The 16,550-nt window shown below is 59.1% G+C and carries 14 protein-coding genes; 9 read left to right on the top strand and 5 right to left on the bottom strand.

Features of this window, described 5'->3' with window-relative positions; genetic code table 11:
* Positions 1–74: 74 nt before the first annotated feature.
* Complete coding sequence (locus ACTG27_RS15680) at positions 75–683, top strand: thiol:disulfide interchange protein DsbA/DsbL (protein ID WP_005339604.1); 609 nt, start codon at positions 75–77, stop codon at positions 681–683.
* Between the two features lie 72 nt (positions 684–755).
* On the opposite strand, the gene pncB is transcribed toward ACTG27_RS15680, so the two are convergent.
* Positions 756–1,934, bottom strand: a complete 1,179-nt coding sequence (gene pncB / locus ACTG27_RS15675; RefSeq protein WP_005339605.1) for a nicotinate phosphoribosyltransferase — start codon at positions 1,932–1,934, stop codon at positions 756–758.
* 1 nt (position 1,935) lies between these two features.
* Positions 1,936–2,571 carry a nicotinamidase gene (locus tag ACTG27_RS15670; RefSeq protein WP_144715788.1) on the bottom strand — a complete coding sequence of 212 codons (636 nt, stop codon included), beginning with the start codon at positions 2,569–2,571 and terminating at the stop codon, positions 1,936–1,938.
* A gap of 74 nt (positions 2,572–2,645) precedes the next feature.
* Here ACTG27_RS15670 and ACTG27_RS15665 point away from each other — a divergent pair, with 74 nt between their 5' ends.
* Together ACTG27_RS15665 and ACTG27_RS15660 are read left to right on the top strand one after the other, a co-directional pair.
* Positions 2,646–3,296, top strand: a complete 651-nt coding sequence (locus ACTG27_RS15665) for an NUDIX hydrolase (protein ID WP_005339607.1) — start codon at positions 2,646–2,648, stop codon at positions 3,294–3,296.
* Positions 3,293–3,799, top strand: a complete 507-nt coding sequence (locus tag ACTG27_RS15660; RefSeq protein WP_420939288.1) for a DUF523 domain-containing protein — start codon at positions 3,293–3,295, stop codon at positions 3,797–3,799. Before ACTG27_RS15665 ends, ACTG27_RS15660 begins: the two co-directional genes overlap by 4 nt.
* On the opposite strand, the gene ACTG27_RS15655 is transcribed toward ACTG27_RS15660, so the two are convergent.
* The 3 genes from ACTG27_RS15655 to ACTG27_RS15645 all read right to left on the bottom strand — a co-directional run bounded on the left by ACTG27_RS15655 (position 3,724) and on the right by ACTG27_RS15645 (position 7,236).
* On the bottom strand, positions 3,724–4,689 hold the full coding sequence (locus ACTG27_RS15655; protein WP_439979934.1) for an acyltransferase: 966 nt from the start codon (positions 4,687–4,689) through the stop codon (positions 3,724–3,726). The genes ACTG27_RS15660 and ACTG27_RS15655 overlap by 76 nt on opposite strands.
* Positions 4,690–4,695: 6 nt before the next feature.
* Positions 4,696–5,595 (bottom strand): acyltransferase, encoded by a 900-nt coding sequence (locus tag ACTG27_RS15650; protein WP_043823224.1) that lies wholly within the window; start codon positions 5,593–5,595, stop codon positions 4,696–4,698.
* A 126-nt stretch (positions 5,596–5,721) separates the two neighbouring features.
* Positions 5,722–7,236, bottom strand: a complete 1,515-nt coding sequence (locus ACTG27_RS15645; RefSeq protein WP_439979933.1) for a YifB family Mg chelatase-like AAA ATPase — start codon at positions 7,234–7,236, stop codon at positions 5,722–5,724.
* Between the two features lie 384 nt (positions 7,237–7,620).
* Here ACTG27_RS15645 and ilvG point away from each other — a divergent pair, with 384 nt between their 5' ends.
* The 6 genes from ilvG to ACTG27_RS15615 all read left to right on the top strand — a co-directional run bounded on the left by ilvG (position 7,621) and on the right by ACTG27_RS15615 (position 16,515).
* A complete protein-coding gene (gene ilvG / locus ACTG27_RS15640) occupies positions 7,621–9,267 on the top strand; it encodes an acetolactate synthase 2 catalytic subunit (protein ID WP_439979932.1) in 1,647 nt (548 codons plus the stop codon).
* On the top strand, positions 9,264–9,554 hold the full coding sequence (gene ilvM, locus ACTG27_RS15635) for an acetolactate synthase 2 small subunit (RefSeq protein WP_042079763.1): 291 nt from the start codon (positions 9,264–9,266) through the stop codon (positions 9,552–9,554). The genes ilvG and ilvM overlap by 4 nt, the downstream gene beginning before the upstream one ends.
* Before the next feature lie 12 nt (positions 9,555–9,566).
* Positions 9,567–10,511: a branched-chain amino acid transaminase gene (locus ACTG27_RS15630; RefSeq protein WP_279476567.1), complete on the top strand. Its 945-nt coding sequence runs from the start codon at positions 9,567–9,569 to the stop codon at positions 10,509–10,511.
* A 143-nt stretch (positions 10,512–10,654) separates the two neighbouring features.
* A complete protein-coding gene (ilvD, locus tag ACTG27_RS15625; protein ID WP_104016262.1) occupies positions 10,655–12,496 on the top strand; it encodes a dihydroxy-acid dehydratase in 1,842 nt (613 codons plus the stop codon).
* Positions 12,497–12,499: 3 nt separating this feature from the next.
* Positions 12,500–14,020 (top strand): threonine ammonia-lyase, biosynthetic, encoded by a 1,521-nt coding sequence (gene ilvA, locus ACTG27_RS15620; RefSeq protein ID WP_439979931.1) that lies wholly within the window; start codon positions 12,500–12,502, stop codon positions 14,018–14,020.
* 677 nt (positions 14,021–14,697) lie between these two features.
* Complete coding sequence (locus ACTG27_RS15615; protein ID WP_439973783.1) at positions 14,698–16,515, top strand: McrB family protein; 1,818 nt, start codon at positions 14,698–14,700, stop codon at positions 16,513–16,515.
* Positions 16,516–16,550 lie beyond the last annotated feature (35 nt).

The following is a 16,550-nucleotide window of genomic DNA, read 5'->3' as shown; positions in this document are numbered from 1 at the left end:
TGGCGAAACAATAGGCTTGGCACTGCTTCGGTTCGCCGGGCGTGCCTCACAGTGATCCCTTAACAGGAAACATCATGAAAAAAGTTCTATTTTTCCTTGCTGCCATGCTGATGATCCCCATGGTTCACGCCGCCCCCGAGTTCAAGGAAGGCGTCAACTACGATGTGGTCAAACAGACTGGCAGTGCCCAGCCGGAAGTGATGGAGTTTTTCTCCTACTACTGCCCGCACTGCGCTACCTTCGAACCGATCGTTGAGCAGTTGAAGGCCGGGTTGCCAGAGGGTGTGCCCCTCAAGAAGAACCCGGTTGCCTTCCTCGGTCGCGAGATGGGCCCCGAGATGCAGCGTGCCTATGCCGTTGCCAGCCTGCTCAATGCCGAAGCCAAGCTGACCCCGGCCATCTTCACCAAGATCCACACCCAGCGTCAGCCGCCGATGAGCCGTGACGATGTGAAGAAGATCTTCGTGGATAACGGCGTACCGGCTGAAGAGTTCGACGGTGCCGTCGACAGCTTCGCCGTCTCCGGCATGGTCTCCCAGTTCGATCGCAACACCGAGAGCTACAACATTCGCGGTGTACCGGCCTTCCTGGTGAACGGCAAGTACATGGTGAAGATTGAATCCATCACCTCTCAAGAGCAGTTCAACAAGCTGGTGCAGTTCCTGCTGGCCAAGAAAGACTGATACCCCTTGAGTCGATAAAAAAGCCCGCCGGTGCGAACCGGCGGGCTTTTTGTTTTCTGGTGCTCGGAAAGATCAGACCCCGACGTGGAACGCCTGTTTGAGGTTGCGGATAAACTCCGCATCCCGGCAGAGGGTCTTGCCCGGGCTGTCGGAAATCTTGGCAACCGGGCCGCCATTGCACTCGATCAGCTTGAACACGATGTTCATCGGGCTGACACCGGGCAGATCGCAGGTGAGCTTGGTGCCGATACCGAAACTGGTGTTGATGCGGCCACGGAAGTGGCGGAACAGCTGCACCGCCTTGTCGAGGTTGAGCCCGTCGGAGAAGACCAGGGTCTTGTCGGTGGGGTCGATGCCGAGACGCTGATAGTGGCTGATCGCCTTCTCGCCCCACACCACGGGATCGCCGGAGTCGTGACGCAAGCCCTGATAGCTGCTAGCCAGCTCGAAGTCGAAGTCCCGCAGGAAGGCATCCATGGTGATGCAGTCGGTCAGGGCGATACCGAGATGGTCGGTGAACTCGTCCAGCCAGCTGGTGAGGGCTGCGCGCTGGCTGTGCTCCAGCGGGAAGCCAAGCTGCTGGTGCGCCTGGAACCACTCATGGGCCTGGGTGCCGACCGCGGGCAGCTTGTACTTCTGGGCCAGCATGTAGTTGCTGGTGCCGCGAAACGCCGGCAGCCGCTCCTTGAGGCGACCCACTACCGCATCCTGTACCGCGTGAGAGAAGCGGCGGCGGGTGCCGAAGTCGATGAGGTTAAACTCGCTCATCTCGTCGCTGCTCAGCTCCTTCTCCAGCTTGTCGATCTTCTGATCGAGCCGCTCCAGCGCGTGGCTGACGCCGAACTGGGGGTAGCGGAAGCGGTTGCGCATCTCGCTGATGATGGCGAGCACCGGGATTTCCCACAGGATCACATCCTGCCAGGGGCCCTCGACCCGCACATTGATGCGGCCATCCTGCTCGAACACTTTGAGTAGCGAGGCGTCGAGCGGCTTGCGGCGCAGGTGGTCGAGGTAGTCAGGGGTGAAGAAGGGACGCTCGGCCAGAAAATCGAGCTCTGGCTTGGTCAGTCGCAGGGATCCGGCGAGGCGCAGTTGCTCTTCGATCTGCCCCATCATGGGCAGCAGATCCTCTTCATTGCGGCTGTGAAACTCGGCCACCACCTCGGCATCCGGATAGCGATGGAACACCGCCTGCTGCATATGCAGCTTGTAGGCATCGGTGTCGAGCAGGCTGGTGAGGATTGGGGGCATATCAGGCGTCCAGCAGGCGTTGTACATCGATCAGGGTCTGGGCCAGTTCGGCCCCTGCCTCGATCATCTGGGTGTGGGCGCTGGCAACCGTCTCGGGGGCGATGCCACGGCAGGCATCGAGATGGACGATCACCCGGAAACCGGCGCGGCGCAGTTGCAGCACGCTGGTTTTGACACAGTAGTCGGTGGCGAGGCCGCCGACCAGCACAGTGGTGACACCACGGGCTTGCAGGAATTCGATGAGGCCGGTGCTGCGCCGTTCGGCTAGATCGTGGAAACAGGTGCCATAGGGGTGCAGGTCCGGCTCGACTCCCTTCCAGATGAAGAAGTCGTAATCGATGGGAGCAGGCAGGCCGTCGAGCAGCTCAAAGCCCTTGCTGCCCGGAACGCAGTGCACCGGCCAGGTGAGGTCTGCGTTGGGCAAATCCAGCGGCAGCAGCATGCCGGCGGGGTCAGAGACGGCCCAGTCGGCATTGGCGGGGTGAGAGTCCTTGCTGCCGATCCGCAGCGTGGCGAGGGTGGCCTGAGCGTTTAGCGCAGCCACAATATCATCACCGCCCGCGACGGGCAGTTCGTTCGGGCAGAGGGGGGTAAAGCCCTTCTGCGCATCAATATCCAGGCTGGCGACGGTTCCCATGATTGGCTCCTGCACATACTATTCGTGTGATATTATCTACCAAACATTAATGGAAGGCGAGCAGGGCGATCGGCATGCTGAGAATGAGTCTGGATATGGTGGTGCTGCGGTTGCATGAGGAGCGGCTCGAGCTGCTCCTCGAGACCCGCGATCGCCCCCCCTTTGCCCACTGCTGGCAACTGCCTGCGCTGCGCATCGACGAGACCCGTGATCGGGATCTCGATGCCGCCCAGCGCCGCCTGCTGGCGGAGTGGGGGCTAGGTCACTGCTACAGTGAGCAGGTCTGCACCCTCGGCAATCTGGAGCGGGATCCCCGCGGCTGGTCCACGACCCTGGTCTATCTCTGTCTGGTGGATCCGGAAGTGGAGGCGATCCACGGCTGCTGGCATCCACTCGCCAACCTGCCGGGGCTGAGCCTCGCCTTCGACCATGTCCAGCTTATCGCCAAGGGGCTGGAGCGGCTGCGGATCAAGAGCCGCTACAGCACCCTGCCGCTGCAACTGCTGGGGCCCGAGTTCACCCTATCCGAGGTGCAGCGCGCCTTCGAAATCATCCTGCAGACCCCCATGAATACGGCGGCATTTCGCAAGCGGATCCATCGCGCTGACATTCTGGTGGATACCGGCCGCAAGCGCACCGGCAAACAGCGTCCCGCTATCCTCTACCGGCTGGAGAGCCCCTGCTGCGTGATGTTCGATCAGGTGATGCATGGAGCGGAAGCATGAGTGAGACCGGCGTGCACAAGGTGCTGGTGAGTGCCTGCTTGCTGGGTCAGCCGGTGCGTTACGACGGTCAGAGCAAGGGAATCGTCAGCGACTGGCTGAGTGCGCTGGGAGCCGAAGGACGGGCGCTGGCCTTCTGCCCCGAAGTGGCGGGCGGTCTGCCGACCCCGCGTCCTCCTGCCGAGCGGCAGGGCGAGCGTGTAGTGACGACGAGCGGGCTGGATGTGACTGAAGCGTTTGATCGCGGCGCCGAGCTGGCGTTGGCTATTTGTCAGGCGCAGGGCATTCGCTTCGCCCTGCTGAAAGAGGGGAGCCCCTCATGTGGCAGCGGCCGTATCTATAACGGCCGCTTTGAAGGTGTTTCTGTAGCGGGCGAGGGCAAGACCACCGCCCTGCTGCTCCGCCATGGGATTGCAGTCTTTTCCGAAGATCAGTTGGCCGAGTTGGCTTCTGCGCTCTCTTTGGATTCCTCCCCGGATTTGGCGGCAATCGGTAGCGGCACCTGACCGCTCTGCCACCCCTCCAGCACCTCGTCCTTCTCCTGCCAGCGCTGGTTTAGCCACTCCTGAAAACCGCGCTTGAACTGCTTGTCGTTGAAGTAATCTCCTATCAGCTGTTCATTCACCGGCAGCTCCTCAATCCGCACCTGAATGCGTTTTACCCGTCCCATCAGGAAGTCCTTGAACGGGGTCTCGGCGTTGTCCGGATAGCGGATGGTGACGTTGATCAGGCTGTCGAACTGTTCGCCCATGGCGGCCAGTGTGAAGGCCAGCCCCGCCGCCTTGGGCGGCATCAGGTGACGATAGCGGGAGCGGGCCGCATCCCGTTTCTGCTCGGTGAAGCGGGTTCCTTCCACGAAGTTGATGACGGTAGTGGGGATGTGGCGAAACTTCTCGCAGGCGTTGCGGGTGGTCTCGATATCCTTGCCGCGCAGGTGCGGGTTCTTCAGCAAAAACTCCCGTGAGTAGCGGCGCATAAAGGGCATATCGAGCCCCCAGCAGGCGAGCCCCAGCAGCGGGATGTAGATGAGCTCGTGCTTCATGAAGAACTTGGGCACCGGCAGCCTATCGCGGAACAGGTGGCCGAGCACCACGATATCGGTCCAGCTCATATGGTTGCTGATGATGAGATACCAGCCATCCTTGCGCAGCTTGGTATTGTCCTCCACCTGCCAGTCAATACGGGTGGTGAGGCGGATCACCAGCGCATTGCAGGCCAGCCACAGTCTCATGAAGCGGTTGTTGAGCCGGCTGCAGGCACGGCCAAAGGCCGGGATCGGCAGTGCTAGTTTGGCCAGCGACACCAGCAGGATCAGGCTGGCGCACAAGGCGGTGAAAAGGATGGTCAGGCCCGCGCTGATGATCAGCACCAGCGGGCCGGGAAGCAGGGATAGCATGAATGTTTACTGCGCCTTGGTTGCCAGCAGTTGGCTCAGGGTCTGGTCCTTTTCGTGCCAGATCCCGTTCAACCACTGTTGAAACTCTTGTTGGAACTCGGGGTCATTGAAGTAATCCCCCACCAGCTTACGGTCGATCGGCAAATAGCGGACCTGAACCTTGATTTGCCCGACCCGGCCACACATGAAGTCCCAGTAGCTGGGGATGCCGTCCGGATAGGCGATGGTGACATCCACCAGTTGATGCAACTGATCACCCATGGCGGCCAGAGTAAAGGCGATGCCCCCCGCTTTCGGGAGCAGCAGATGACGATAGGGCGAGCCCTGCTTCTGATGCTTGCTGCCGGTGAAGCGGGTGCCTTCGACGAAGTTCATCACACTCACCGGAATGTGGCGGAACCTGGCGCAGGCCTTACGGGTTGTTTCTATGTCTTTTCCCTTCAGATGGGGATGCTTTTCCAGAAATTTCCGGGAATATCGCCGCATGAAGGGGAAGTCGAGCGCCCACCATGCCAGACCGAGAAAAGGTACCCAAATCAGCTCTTTCTTGAGGAAAAACTTCAGGAAGGGGATTTTTTGGTTAAAAACCCGCTGCAGTACCAGTATGTCGACCCAGGATTGATGGTTGGCAATCACCATATACCACTCATTCCGGCGCCCTTTGTCCACTCCGACCACCTCGAAAGGGGTTTTGATGATGGTTTTCTGGATCAGATTGTTGAAACCGATCCAGCAGCTGGCACAGCCATCGAGCAGCCAGTTGCAGAGGGTGCGCCACCCCTTGAGGGGGAGCAGGAGCTTGAGCAGACCCAGCGAGAAGATGGGGACAAACCAGAAGAGGGTGTTGAAAAAATAGAGCAGGGTGGAGAGGCTGCCGCGCAGTCGCTCTGTCAGCTTGTTGGGCATGAGTCGGGTCCGTCTTGCTGTCGATAAAGGGCCATCAAGTGGTCAGATCTGTGGCCATAATATCAGCCGATTGCCTGCGAGACCATTCAGAGCCTTTACGGGGTTGGACTCACCCTTTCCCTTCTGTCAGCTGCTGCGCAGTCGCGACAGCAGCCTGTCCATGGCGCGATAACCGAGCGCCTCGATAAGATGCTCCTTGCCGATGGCGGGTTGCCCGGCCAGATCGGCGATGGTGCGTGACACCCGCAGGATGCGATGCCAGGCCCGGATGCTGAGCCCCAGCTTCTGGATGGCGTTCTCCAAAAATTCGGCATCTTGCGGTGATAAGCGGCAAATATCCTCTATCTCACGGCTATCCAGCAGGTTGTTGAGCTTGCCGTTACGGCTCAGCATGCGCTCTCGCGCCGCCAGTACCCGATCGCGGATCTGCTGACTAGACTCCCCCCGCTCCGCCTTGCCGGTCAGGCTCCCCTTGGGTAGCAGTGGCACTTCCACAGTCAGATCGAAGCGGTCGAGAAAGGGGCCGGAGAGTTTGCCGAGATAGCGCAGGATCTGATCCGGGCTGGAGCGAGTCTGGCCGTCGCCATAGTGGCCGCAGGGGCTGGGATTCATGGCGCCCACCAGCTGGAAGCGAGCGGGAAAATCCACCTGGCGGGCGGCCCGGCTGATGGTGATGTGGCCCGTCTCCAGTGGCTCGCGCAGTGAGTCGAGCACCTTGCGCTCGAATTCGGGCAATTCATCCAGAAACAGCACCCCGTTGTGGGCCAACGAAATTTCGCCGGGCCTTGGGTGGCTGCCGCCGCCCACCAGCGCCACCGCCGAGGCGCTGTGGTGGGGTGTGCGGTATGGTCTGTGGTGCCAGTGACCGGCGCGCGGGGTGAGGCCGCCGATGGAGTGGATGGCGGCGGTCTGCTGCGCCTCCTGCTCGTTCAGCGGCGGCAGAATGCCGGGCAGACGGCTGGCCAACATGCTCTTGCCGGTGCCGGGCGGGCCGATGAACAGCAGGTTGTGGCTGCCGGCGGCAGCGATCTCCAGCGCCCGCTTGGCCTGTGACTGGCCGATCACATCCTGCAGATCCGGTACATCGGGCAGGCTCTCCGCGCTTTGTTGAGCCGGCAGCGGCAGTTCGTACTGACCGGCCAGCCAGGCGGTGACGGCCAACAGCTGGTGAGCGGTGCGCACCTCTGCATCCTGAATGAGGGAAGCTTCGGGGCCGTTCTCCCGCGGTACCAGCAGGGTGCGCCCCGCATCGCGGCAGGCGAGTACGGCGGGCAGTACCCCGAGCACGGGACGAATTTCGCCGGTCAGGGCCAACTCCCCTAAAAATTCGTGATCGAGCAGGTATTTTGCCGGTATCTGCTTGGAAGCGGCGAGAATGCCGATAGCGATAGCCAGATCGAAGCGGCCCCCCTCCTTGGGTAGATCAGCGGGGGCCAGATTGACCGTGATGTGTTTGCTTGGGAACTCGAAATTGCCGTTGAGCAGGGCGCTGCGGACCCGATCTCGCGACTCCTTCACCGAGGTTTCCGGCAGGCCGACCATGTTGAAGGCGGGCAGGCCGTTGGAGAGGTGAACTTCCACTGTAACTTGCGGGGCCGCGATCCCGAGGCTGGCACGGCTATAAACCACAGCTAATGACATAAATCCCGTCCTTGAGTTGATATATGTTCTGACTAACTGCTTGTTGTTGGTTTTTTATTCCAGAGTTCCGGCTGGGGACTAGCCAAAATCAGTGGGTTGTCACAGAAAAAAGGCTTGCCCAATAAAAATCACCGTGCTAGTTCTAATAGCCATTCGCGGTAGAAACCGCCCCAATTTCACAGGATTTCCGGTTGTAACTATGAACATGGCCTCCCGTTTCGTCAGCATTATTGTGGTCCTAGTGGTGATTATTATCTCACCGCTCGGGGCTCGTTTAGCTGCACGGAACAAGGGATAGACCCACCACCGGACAGAACGAAACAAGCGACCCCCGAGCCTCACAGCCCGGGGGTTTTTTTTCGACCAAAGGACAGGATTTTCCACATGAACGGCGCGCAGTTTTTGGTACAGGCTCTCAAAAAACAGGGTGTGACCCAGGTGTTTGGTTACCCGGGCGGGGCCATCATGCCGGTCTACGATGCCCTGTATGACGGTGGTCTGGCCCATCAGCTCTGCCGCCACGAGCAGGGCGCCGCCATGGCGGCGGTGGGCTACGCCCGCGCCTCCGGTCAGGTGGGGGTCTGCATCGCCACCTCCGGCCCCGGCGCCACCAATCTGGTGACCGGTCTGGCGGAGGCGCTGCTCGATTCGGTGCCGCTGGTGGCCATCAGCGGTCAGGTGCCCTGTTCTGCCATCGGCACCGATGCGTTTCAGGAGGTCGACGTGCTCGGCATGTCCCTCTCCTGCACCAAGCACTCCTTCATGGTGACCGATGCCGCCGATCTGGGGCGGGTGTTGGCAGAGGCTTTCGCCATCGCCACCGAAGGGCGCCCGGGCCCGGTGCTGATCGATCTGCCCAAGGATGTGCAACTGGCCGCGGTGCCGCCCCAGAGCCCGCTGTTTGCAGTGGAGGAGCCGGAGGCGCTCAACCCCTCGGAGCTGACTGCAGCCCACACCCTGCTGGCTGCCGCCAAGTGTCCGGTGCTCTACGTTGGTGGCGGAGTGGGCATGGCCAATGCCGAGCAGCAGTTGCGTGACTTTGCCGCCGCCACCGGCATGCCTGCGGTCACCACTCTTAAGGGGATTGGCGCGCTCGACCCCGATAGCCCCGTTTACCTCGGCATGCTCGGCATGCACGGCACCAAGGCGGCCAACTATGCGGTGCAGCAGTGCGACTTGCTGCTGGTGGTGGGCGCCCGTTTCGATGACAGGGTGACCGGCAAGCTGGAGGAGTTCGCCCCCGAGGCCAAGGTGATCCATCTCGATGTGGATGCCGCCGAATTCGGCAAGCGCCGCGCCGCCGAGGTGGGTATCACCACGGATCTCAAAAAGGTATTGCCACGTCTCGCTATGTCCCTCGACATCGCCCCCTGGCGTGAACACTGCGCCGCCATGGCCCGCGAATATGCGTTTCGCTACGACCATCCGGGGCAGGCCATCTATGCGCCGGCCCTGCTCAAGCAGCTCTCTACCCGGCTGGCGGAGAGCAGCGTGGTGGCCTGCGACGTGGGCCAGCACCAGATGTGGGTGGCCCAGCACATGCGCTTCACCAGCCCGCGCAACCACCTCTCCAGCGCCGGTCTCGGCACCATGGGCTTTGGTCTGCCCGCCGCCATCGGCGCCAAGATGTCGCGCCCGGAGGATGAAGTGGTGTTGGTAAGCGGTGATGGCTCTTTCATGATGAACGTGCAGGAGCTCGGCACCATCCGCCGGGCCCAGCTCAAGGTGAAGATGGTGCTGCTGGATAACCAGCGCCTCGGCATGGTGCGCCAGTGGCAGGAGCTGTTCTTCGACGGCCGCTACAGCGAGACCATCCTCTCCGACAACCCCGATTTCGTCGCCCTGGCTGCCGCTTTCGGCATTCCGGGTGAGACCATCACATGCAAGGAGCAGATAGCCGGTGCCCTCGATCGCCTGCTGGCAAGCGAGAGTGCCTACCTGCTGCATGTGGCTATTTCAGAGGAAGAAAACGTCTGGCCCCTGGTTCCGCCGGGAGTCGCCAACCACCAGATGATGGAGCAACGCCCATGAACCCGCACACCCTTGCCCAGCCAGCATTTGCACAGCACACCCTGCATATCCATGCCCAGCCCAGACCGGAAGTGATGGAGCGGGTGCTGCGGGTGGTGCGTCACCGCGGCTTCAATCTCTGCGCCCTCACTATGGAGACGAGAGCTGAGCAGGATTGCCAACAGCTGCGGATCACGGTTACTGTCGAGTCGGTGCGTCCCATCCAGCAGTTGTGGAGCCAGCTGGTTAAGCTGGTGGACGTCTCCCGGGTCGATGCACTGGAACAGCAACCCCGGATCAGAGCTTAAGGAGCCAAGCCAATGTCACAGCCTTCCCAATCCGCCACTCACCCCCAATACATCTGGTTTAACGGTAAACTGGTGCCCTGGCAAGATGCCCAGGTGCACGTGATGAGCCACGCCCTGCACTATGGTTCCTCGGTGTTCGAGGGGGTGCGTGCCTACGATACCCCCAAGGGCACCTGCATTTTCCGTCTGCAGGAGCACACCCGCCGCCTGTTCGACTCCGCCAAGATCTACTGGATGGACGTCCCCTACAGCGAGTCTGAAGTGAATGAAGCCTGCCGCACCGTGGTGCGCGAGAACGGCCTGAAGAGCTGCTACCTGCGCCCGCTGGCCTTTGTCGGCAACGTGGGGCTGGGGCTGCATCCGCCGCTGGATGCCAAGGCCGATCTGATGGTGGCGGCTCTGCCGTGGGGCGCCTATCTGGGGGAAGAGGGACTGAAGAACGGGGTGGATGTGTGCGTCACCTCCTGGAACCGGCTCGCTCCCAACACCATCCCCACCGGCGCCAAGGCGGGTGGCAACTATTTGTCCTCCCAGCTGATCAGCCGCGAGGCCAAGCGCAACGGCTTCGCCGAGGGGCTGGCGTTGGATGTGAACGGCTACCTGAGCGAAGGGGCGGGGGAGAACCTGTTTCTGGTGAAGAACGGCGTGCTGTTTACCCCGCCTGCCACCGCCGCCATCCTGCCCGGCATCACCCGTGACACCATCATGACGCTGGCCCGTGACTTGGGTTACGAGGTGCGCGAGCAGGCGCTGCCCCGTGAGGCGCTGTACGTCGCAGACGAAATCTTCATGACCGGCACTGCCGCCGAGGTGACGCCGGTGCGTTCCGTCGATCGGATGAAGGTGGGCGCTGGCAGCCGTGGCCCGGTGACCGAGCAGCTGCAGAACGCCTTCTTTGGCCTGTTCAACGGTCAGACCGAAGATAAGTGGGGCTGGCTGACGCCCGTCAACGACTGATAAGAGAGGGGAGGCGTCATGCCTCCCCGAGTCGCTTCCGGTGAGCGCTTCCCAGAGGAGTCTTCACCAGGGTCGATTCCGATCCACTCGTATCATCACCGCATAACGCATCGAGCCCATATGGGCATTCAGGGAGTAGAGACATGCCGAAGTTGAGATCCGCCACCACCACCCACGGACGTAACATGGCCGGGGCCCGCGCCCTGTGGCGTGCCACCGGAATGACCGATCAGGATTTCGGCAAGCCCATCATCGCCGTGGTCAACTCCTTCACCCAGTTCGTGCCGGGCCACGTCCACCTCAAGGATCTGGGCCAGCTGGTGGCCCGCGAAATCGAAGCTGCGGGTGGCGTTGCCAAAGAGTTCAACACCATCGCCGTGGATGACGGCATCGCCATGGGCCACGGCGGCATGCTCTACTCCCTGCCATCGCGCGAACTGATTGCCGACTCGGTGGAGTACATGGTCAACGCCCACTGCGCCGACGCCATGGTCTGTATCTCCAATTGCGACAAGATCACCCCGGGGATGCTGATGGCGGCCCTGCGCATCAACATTCCGGTGATCTTCGTCTCCGGCGGCCCGATGGAAGCGGGCAAGACCAAGCTCTCCGACCAGATCATCAAGCTGGATCTGGTGGATGCCATGATTCAGGGCGCCGACCCCAAAGTTTCCGACGCCCAGAGTGAACAGGTTGAGCGCAGTGCCTGCCCTACTTGCGGCTCCTGCTCCGGCATGTTTACCGCCAACTCCATGAACTGCCTGACCGAAGCGCTCGGCCTCTCCCAGCCGGGCAACGGCTCTATGCTGGCTACCCACGCCGATCGCGAGCAGCTGTTCAAGCTGGCGGGTCAGCGCATCGTGACTTTGGCCAAGCGCTGGTATGAGCAGGACGATGCCTCGGCACTGCCGCGCAATATCGCCACCAAGGCGGCGTTCGAGAACGCCATGGCGCTCGATATCGCCATGGGCGGCTCCACCAATACCGTGCTGCACCTGTTGGCGGCGGCGCAGGAGGCTGGGGTCGACTTCACCATGGCCGATATCGACCGCATGTCGCGCAAGGTGCCGCAACTGTGCAAGGTGGCGCCCTCCACCCAGAAATACCACATGGAAGATGTGCACCGCGCCGGTGGCGTGGTCGCCATTCTGGGCCAGCTGGAAAAAGCGGGTCTGGTGCATGGGGATACCCGTACCGTGCTGGGTTGCTCCCTCGTCGAACAGCTCAATGAATATGACGTTAGCCGCCAGCCGAGTCAGGAGGTGGTGGACTTCTATCGCGCTGGCCCGGCCGGCATCCGCACCACCAAGGCGTTCAGTCAGGATTGTCGCTGGCCGGAGCTGGATCTGGATAGGGCCGAAGGGTGCATCCGCTCGCTGGACAACGCCTACAGTCAGGAGGGCGGTCTGGCGGTGCTCTCTGGCAACCTCGCTGTCAATGGCGCCATCGTCAAGACTGCTGGGGTGGATGAGGAGAACCTCACCTTCCGTGGCCCTGCCCGGGTGTTCGAGAGTCAGGAGAGCGCGGTGAACGGCATCCTCGACGGTACCGTGAAAGCGGGCGAGGTGGTGGTGATCCGCTACGAAGGGCCGAAAGGGGGCCCGGGCATGCAGGAGATGCTCTACCCCACTACCTATTTGAAATCCATGGGATTGGGCAAGGCGTGTGCGCTGATCACCGACGGCCGCTTCTCCGGCGGCACCTCGGGTCTCTCCATTGGCCACGTCTCGCCGGAGGCCGCTTCCGGCGGCACCATAGGTCTGGTGGAGGATGGCGACATCATCAGCATCAACATCCCGGCCCGCAGCATGGTGCTGGAGGTGGCCGACAGCGTGCTGGCCGCCCGCCGTGTCGCCGTAGAGGCTCGGGGCTGGAAGCCGCTCGATCGTCAGCGTCAGGTCTCCTTTGCCCTGCGCGCCTATGCCATGTTCGCCACCAGCGCTGATAAAGGCGCGGTGCGCGATCGCTCAATGCTGGGGGAATAAATCATGGTCTCTGCGGCTGATTATCTACGCAAGGTGCTGCTCTCCCCTGTCTATGAGGCGGCGCGGGTCACCCCATTGCAAACCCTGAAGAAACTCTCCGAGCGGCTCGGCAACCACGTCAGCCTGAAGCGGGAGGATCTGCAACCGGTCCACTCCTTCAAGCTGCGCGGTGCCTACCACAAGATCGCCACTCTGAATGAGGAGCAGAAGGCGCGTGGCGTCATCGCCGCCTCCGCCGGCAACCACGCGCAGGGGGTCGCCCTGTCGGCCGCCAAGCTCGGTATCAAGGCGATCATCGTGATGCCCAAGACCACGCCGGACATCAAGATCGATGCGGTGCGCCGTCAGGGCGGCAACGTCATGCTGTTTGGCAACAGCTTCGACGAGGCCTACGGCGAGAGTCGCCGCCTCTCCGAGCTGGAGGGCTACACCCTGATCCCGCCGTTTGACGACGTTGAGGTGATCGCTGGGCAGGGCACCATCGGCAAGGAGCTGCTGGAGCAGGATACCCACCTCACCCACGTGTTCGTGCCGGTGGGGGGCGGCGGCCTGGCCGCCGGGGTAGCTGTTTACATCAAGCAGCTGCTGCCGGACGTCAAGGTGATAGGGGTGGAGGCCGAGGGCTCCGCCTGCCTCAAGGCCGCCATGGAGGCCGGCGAGCCGGTCAACCTGGAGCGGGTCTCGCTGTTTGCGGACGGGGTGGCGGTCAAGCGTATCGGCGAGGAGACCTTCCGCCTCTGCAACCAGTATCTTGATGAAGTGGTAACCGTCTCCAACGACCAGATCTGCGCCGCACTGAAAGACATCTTCGACGACTGCCGTGCTATCGCCGAGCCGTCGGGCGCCCTGTCGCTGGCGGGCCTCAAGGCCTACAGCGAGCGGGAGCAGGTCAGGGGTGGCCGGATGGCAGCCATTCTGTCCGGCGCCAACGTCAACTTCCACAGCCTGCGCTACGTGTCGGAGCGCTGCGAGATTGGCGAGAAGCGCGAGGGCATGCTGGCGGTGACCATACCCGAGCGCAAGGGAGCCTTCCTCGACTTTTGTCGTCAGCTGGGGCCGCGCATGGTGACCGAGTTTAACTACCGCTACGCCGATGCCGAGCAGGCTTCGCTGTTCGTCTCGGTGCGCCTCACCGGCGGTGACGAAGAGCTGGGCCAGATCATCGATCAGCTCGGCGGCAACGGCTACCCGGTGGTCAACATGACCGAGAGCGAGCTGGCCAAGAATCATGTGCGTTACATGATTGGCGGCCGCCCGGCCCGGCCCCTTGGTGAACGTCTCTACAGCTTCAAGTTCCCGGAGCAGCCTGGCGCCCTGATGCGTTTCCTCGAGACCCTGGGCTGTCGCTGGAACATCAGCCTGTTCCACTACCGTAACCACGGTGCCGACTACGGCCGGGTGCTCTGCGCCTTCGAGCTGCCGGACGAGGACGTGGCGGCCTTCCACGACTACCTGCACGAGATTGGCTACGGCTGGAAAGAGGTGAGTGACGACCCCGCCTACCGGCTGTTTCTGGCCAGTTGAGTAAGGGGGCTTCAACAACTCATCAGGAGGGAGGCGTTATGCCTCCCTTGTTTTTAAATTACCCCATAAATATCGCTTTCATCAAAAGAAACAAGCGTCATGGAATGACGCTTGGTCGCAGATAATGTCTCCAGCAAGAATGAAAGAACCTGCACATTTCGTTTAGAGGTGTTCCATGCGGCAGTTATTGAAGAATTGCCTTGTGTTTTCCTCTTCATCAATCCTGCAGTCAGTATAATTTAAAGGGCCGATAAGCATCCAAGGCCAGTTATCGTAATGTTGAGCAGAGGGGGGGGGAGAGGGCATTAATATAGATTATTTCATATACATAAAAATAAATAGTCTAATGATCTATTAATTCCATACATATCATAATCATGAAGAAAACTATTATTTCAATAAATTCTACACGATTAAAAATGCAGATGAAAATAAACGGCAGTATTTATTGACTCGATATCAGGTAGAGAATTCTCTAAAGATGATCTTTTCTTCTACATTAAAAAAGAACATGGGTATTGCTTTGTGTACACATATCTTAATGATAGAAATACGAAGATTGTATATGGCATGTTATTTTTTAATGAAGAATCGGTTTATGACTTTCATGTTCACATAAGCAATCTGATGCTATGACGAGCACATATCCCATTTATTTAACAAAGAGTTTATTAACCATGTTAGTTAATGCAGAAGAATTGCTAAAAAACAAACTCATTGAGCACAACATTCCGTACGAGCATGTTGGAGATCACACGTGGATTGCATTAAGAGCAATCGACAGTCGTGTTGTTGAAATTATAAATAATGTGTTTTCGCCATACTTTTCATTCATAGCCTCAAAAGGCCTTGTTGCCTATTCATATAGTGATAAGCCGACGTTGTATTTTGCTGAACAATTTAATTTAAAAGCGATTAACAGCTATGGAGGATTTAGAGTCGTGGGCTCCCGCCTCGAAGCTGCGTATTCAACGCGGCAGCGAATAGCCGATGAACAAAAAACGTTCATGCAGGTAGCTGATGCGTCAGGTTTCTGTAAGCCTCACAATGAAAAAAAAGATTGGTATTATGCCAATCTAGATATGGCCGCAGCGTCTGAGTTAACAGCGCTAAACGAGGTGTGGTTCTCTTCATTCTCTGAAATTAGTAAGAATGTGGTTGCGGTTACAGGAAAAGTCACCATGCCTAGCCCGACCTCAATGGAAATTGCTATCAAGACGCTTGATAATGAAGTACTGGGTTTCAAGTTGAACAGCCCAAATGATATTAATTTGTCTATTGGTGATATTAGCTATCAAGCTGTTTTAAGACACACTGATAACAACAGCTATTGGATTAGTCCATTTTGTTTTAGAAATAGTAACAAGCTCAAACTTATTGATGTCTTGAGTAGCGCCGGTTTCAATAAAAATGATTCTGTAGATATTTATTTTACAGGACATAACGGGCGTATCTCTCCGGCAAAAAACAGTTCATCTGAGGCTGTTATTCTAAGTGCCAAGGTTATTAATAAAATAGAAATTAACCAGATACTATTTGGCCCTCCTGGGACAGGCAAAACCTATAACACAGTAGCAGAAGCGCTCGATATTATTGAGCCAGGGATTGTTGAGTATCATATTGATGACCGCGATGAACTGCAGGGCCGATTTGGTGAGCTGCTCGCTGAGCAGCGCATCCAATTTGTTACCTTCCACCAAAGCTTCAGTTACGAAGATTTTATCGAGGGTATCAAGGCGGAGAGCCAAGAGGGGGGGTTGCATTATCGAGTAGTCGACGGTCTGTTCAAACAGATCTGCCAACTGGCCGAGGCTGATCCAGAAAATCCCTATGTGTTGATTATCGACGAGATCAACCGGGGTAATATCTCCCGTATTTTTGGTGAGTTGATTACTCTGCTGGAGCCGTCCAAGCGCCTGGGTGCCGAAGAGGAGCTTGAAGTGGTTCTCCCCTACTCGAAGAAGCCTTTTGGCGTGCCCAACAACCTCTATCTGATCGGTACTATGAATACGGCAGATCGCTCGCTGGCTGGCTTAGATTTGGCGTTGCGTCGCCGCTTCTTCTTTAAAGAGATGCCGCCCCGTCCCGACTTGCTCGACAACTTGTATGTAGAGGGGATCCAGATCGGTAAATTGCTGCGGACCATCAACCGTCGCATTACTGCCTTGCTGGGCCGTGACTATTGTCTGGGACACGCCTTCTTTATGCCGCTGCAAAAGGATCCCGACTTGCAACACCTGGGGCGGATTTTCCAAAAACAGGTGCTGCCCTTGCTGCAGGAGTACTTCTTCGAGGATTGGCAGAAGATAGCCCTGGTGCTGAATGACCATCGCAAGTCCAAGGGTGACCGTTTTGTGACTCAGGATGATGATCTCGATCTGCAGAAGCTATTCGGTGAGGAGGCTGAACTGGGCAACTTGTCCGCCGGCTGGAAGATTAAACCGGAAGGGGATGCCGTCTGGTCACTCGCTCCAGCATACGCCGGAATAATATAATCATAGTAAGAACCTGTTGCTATTGTATACACAGA

Source organism: Aeromonas sp. 97A (assembly GCF_051919185.1).
GTDB classification, from domain to species: Bacteria; Pseudomonadota; Gammaproteobacteria; order Enterobacterales; family Aeromonadaceae; genus Aeromonas; species Aeromonas veronii.
Note: the sequence above shows the minus strand (reverse complement) of the source record. Positions and strands in the feature narration are given on the sequence as shown.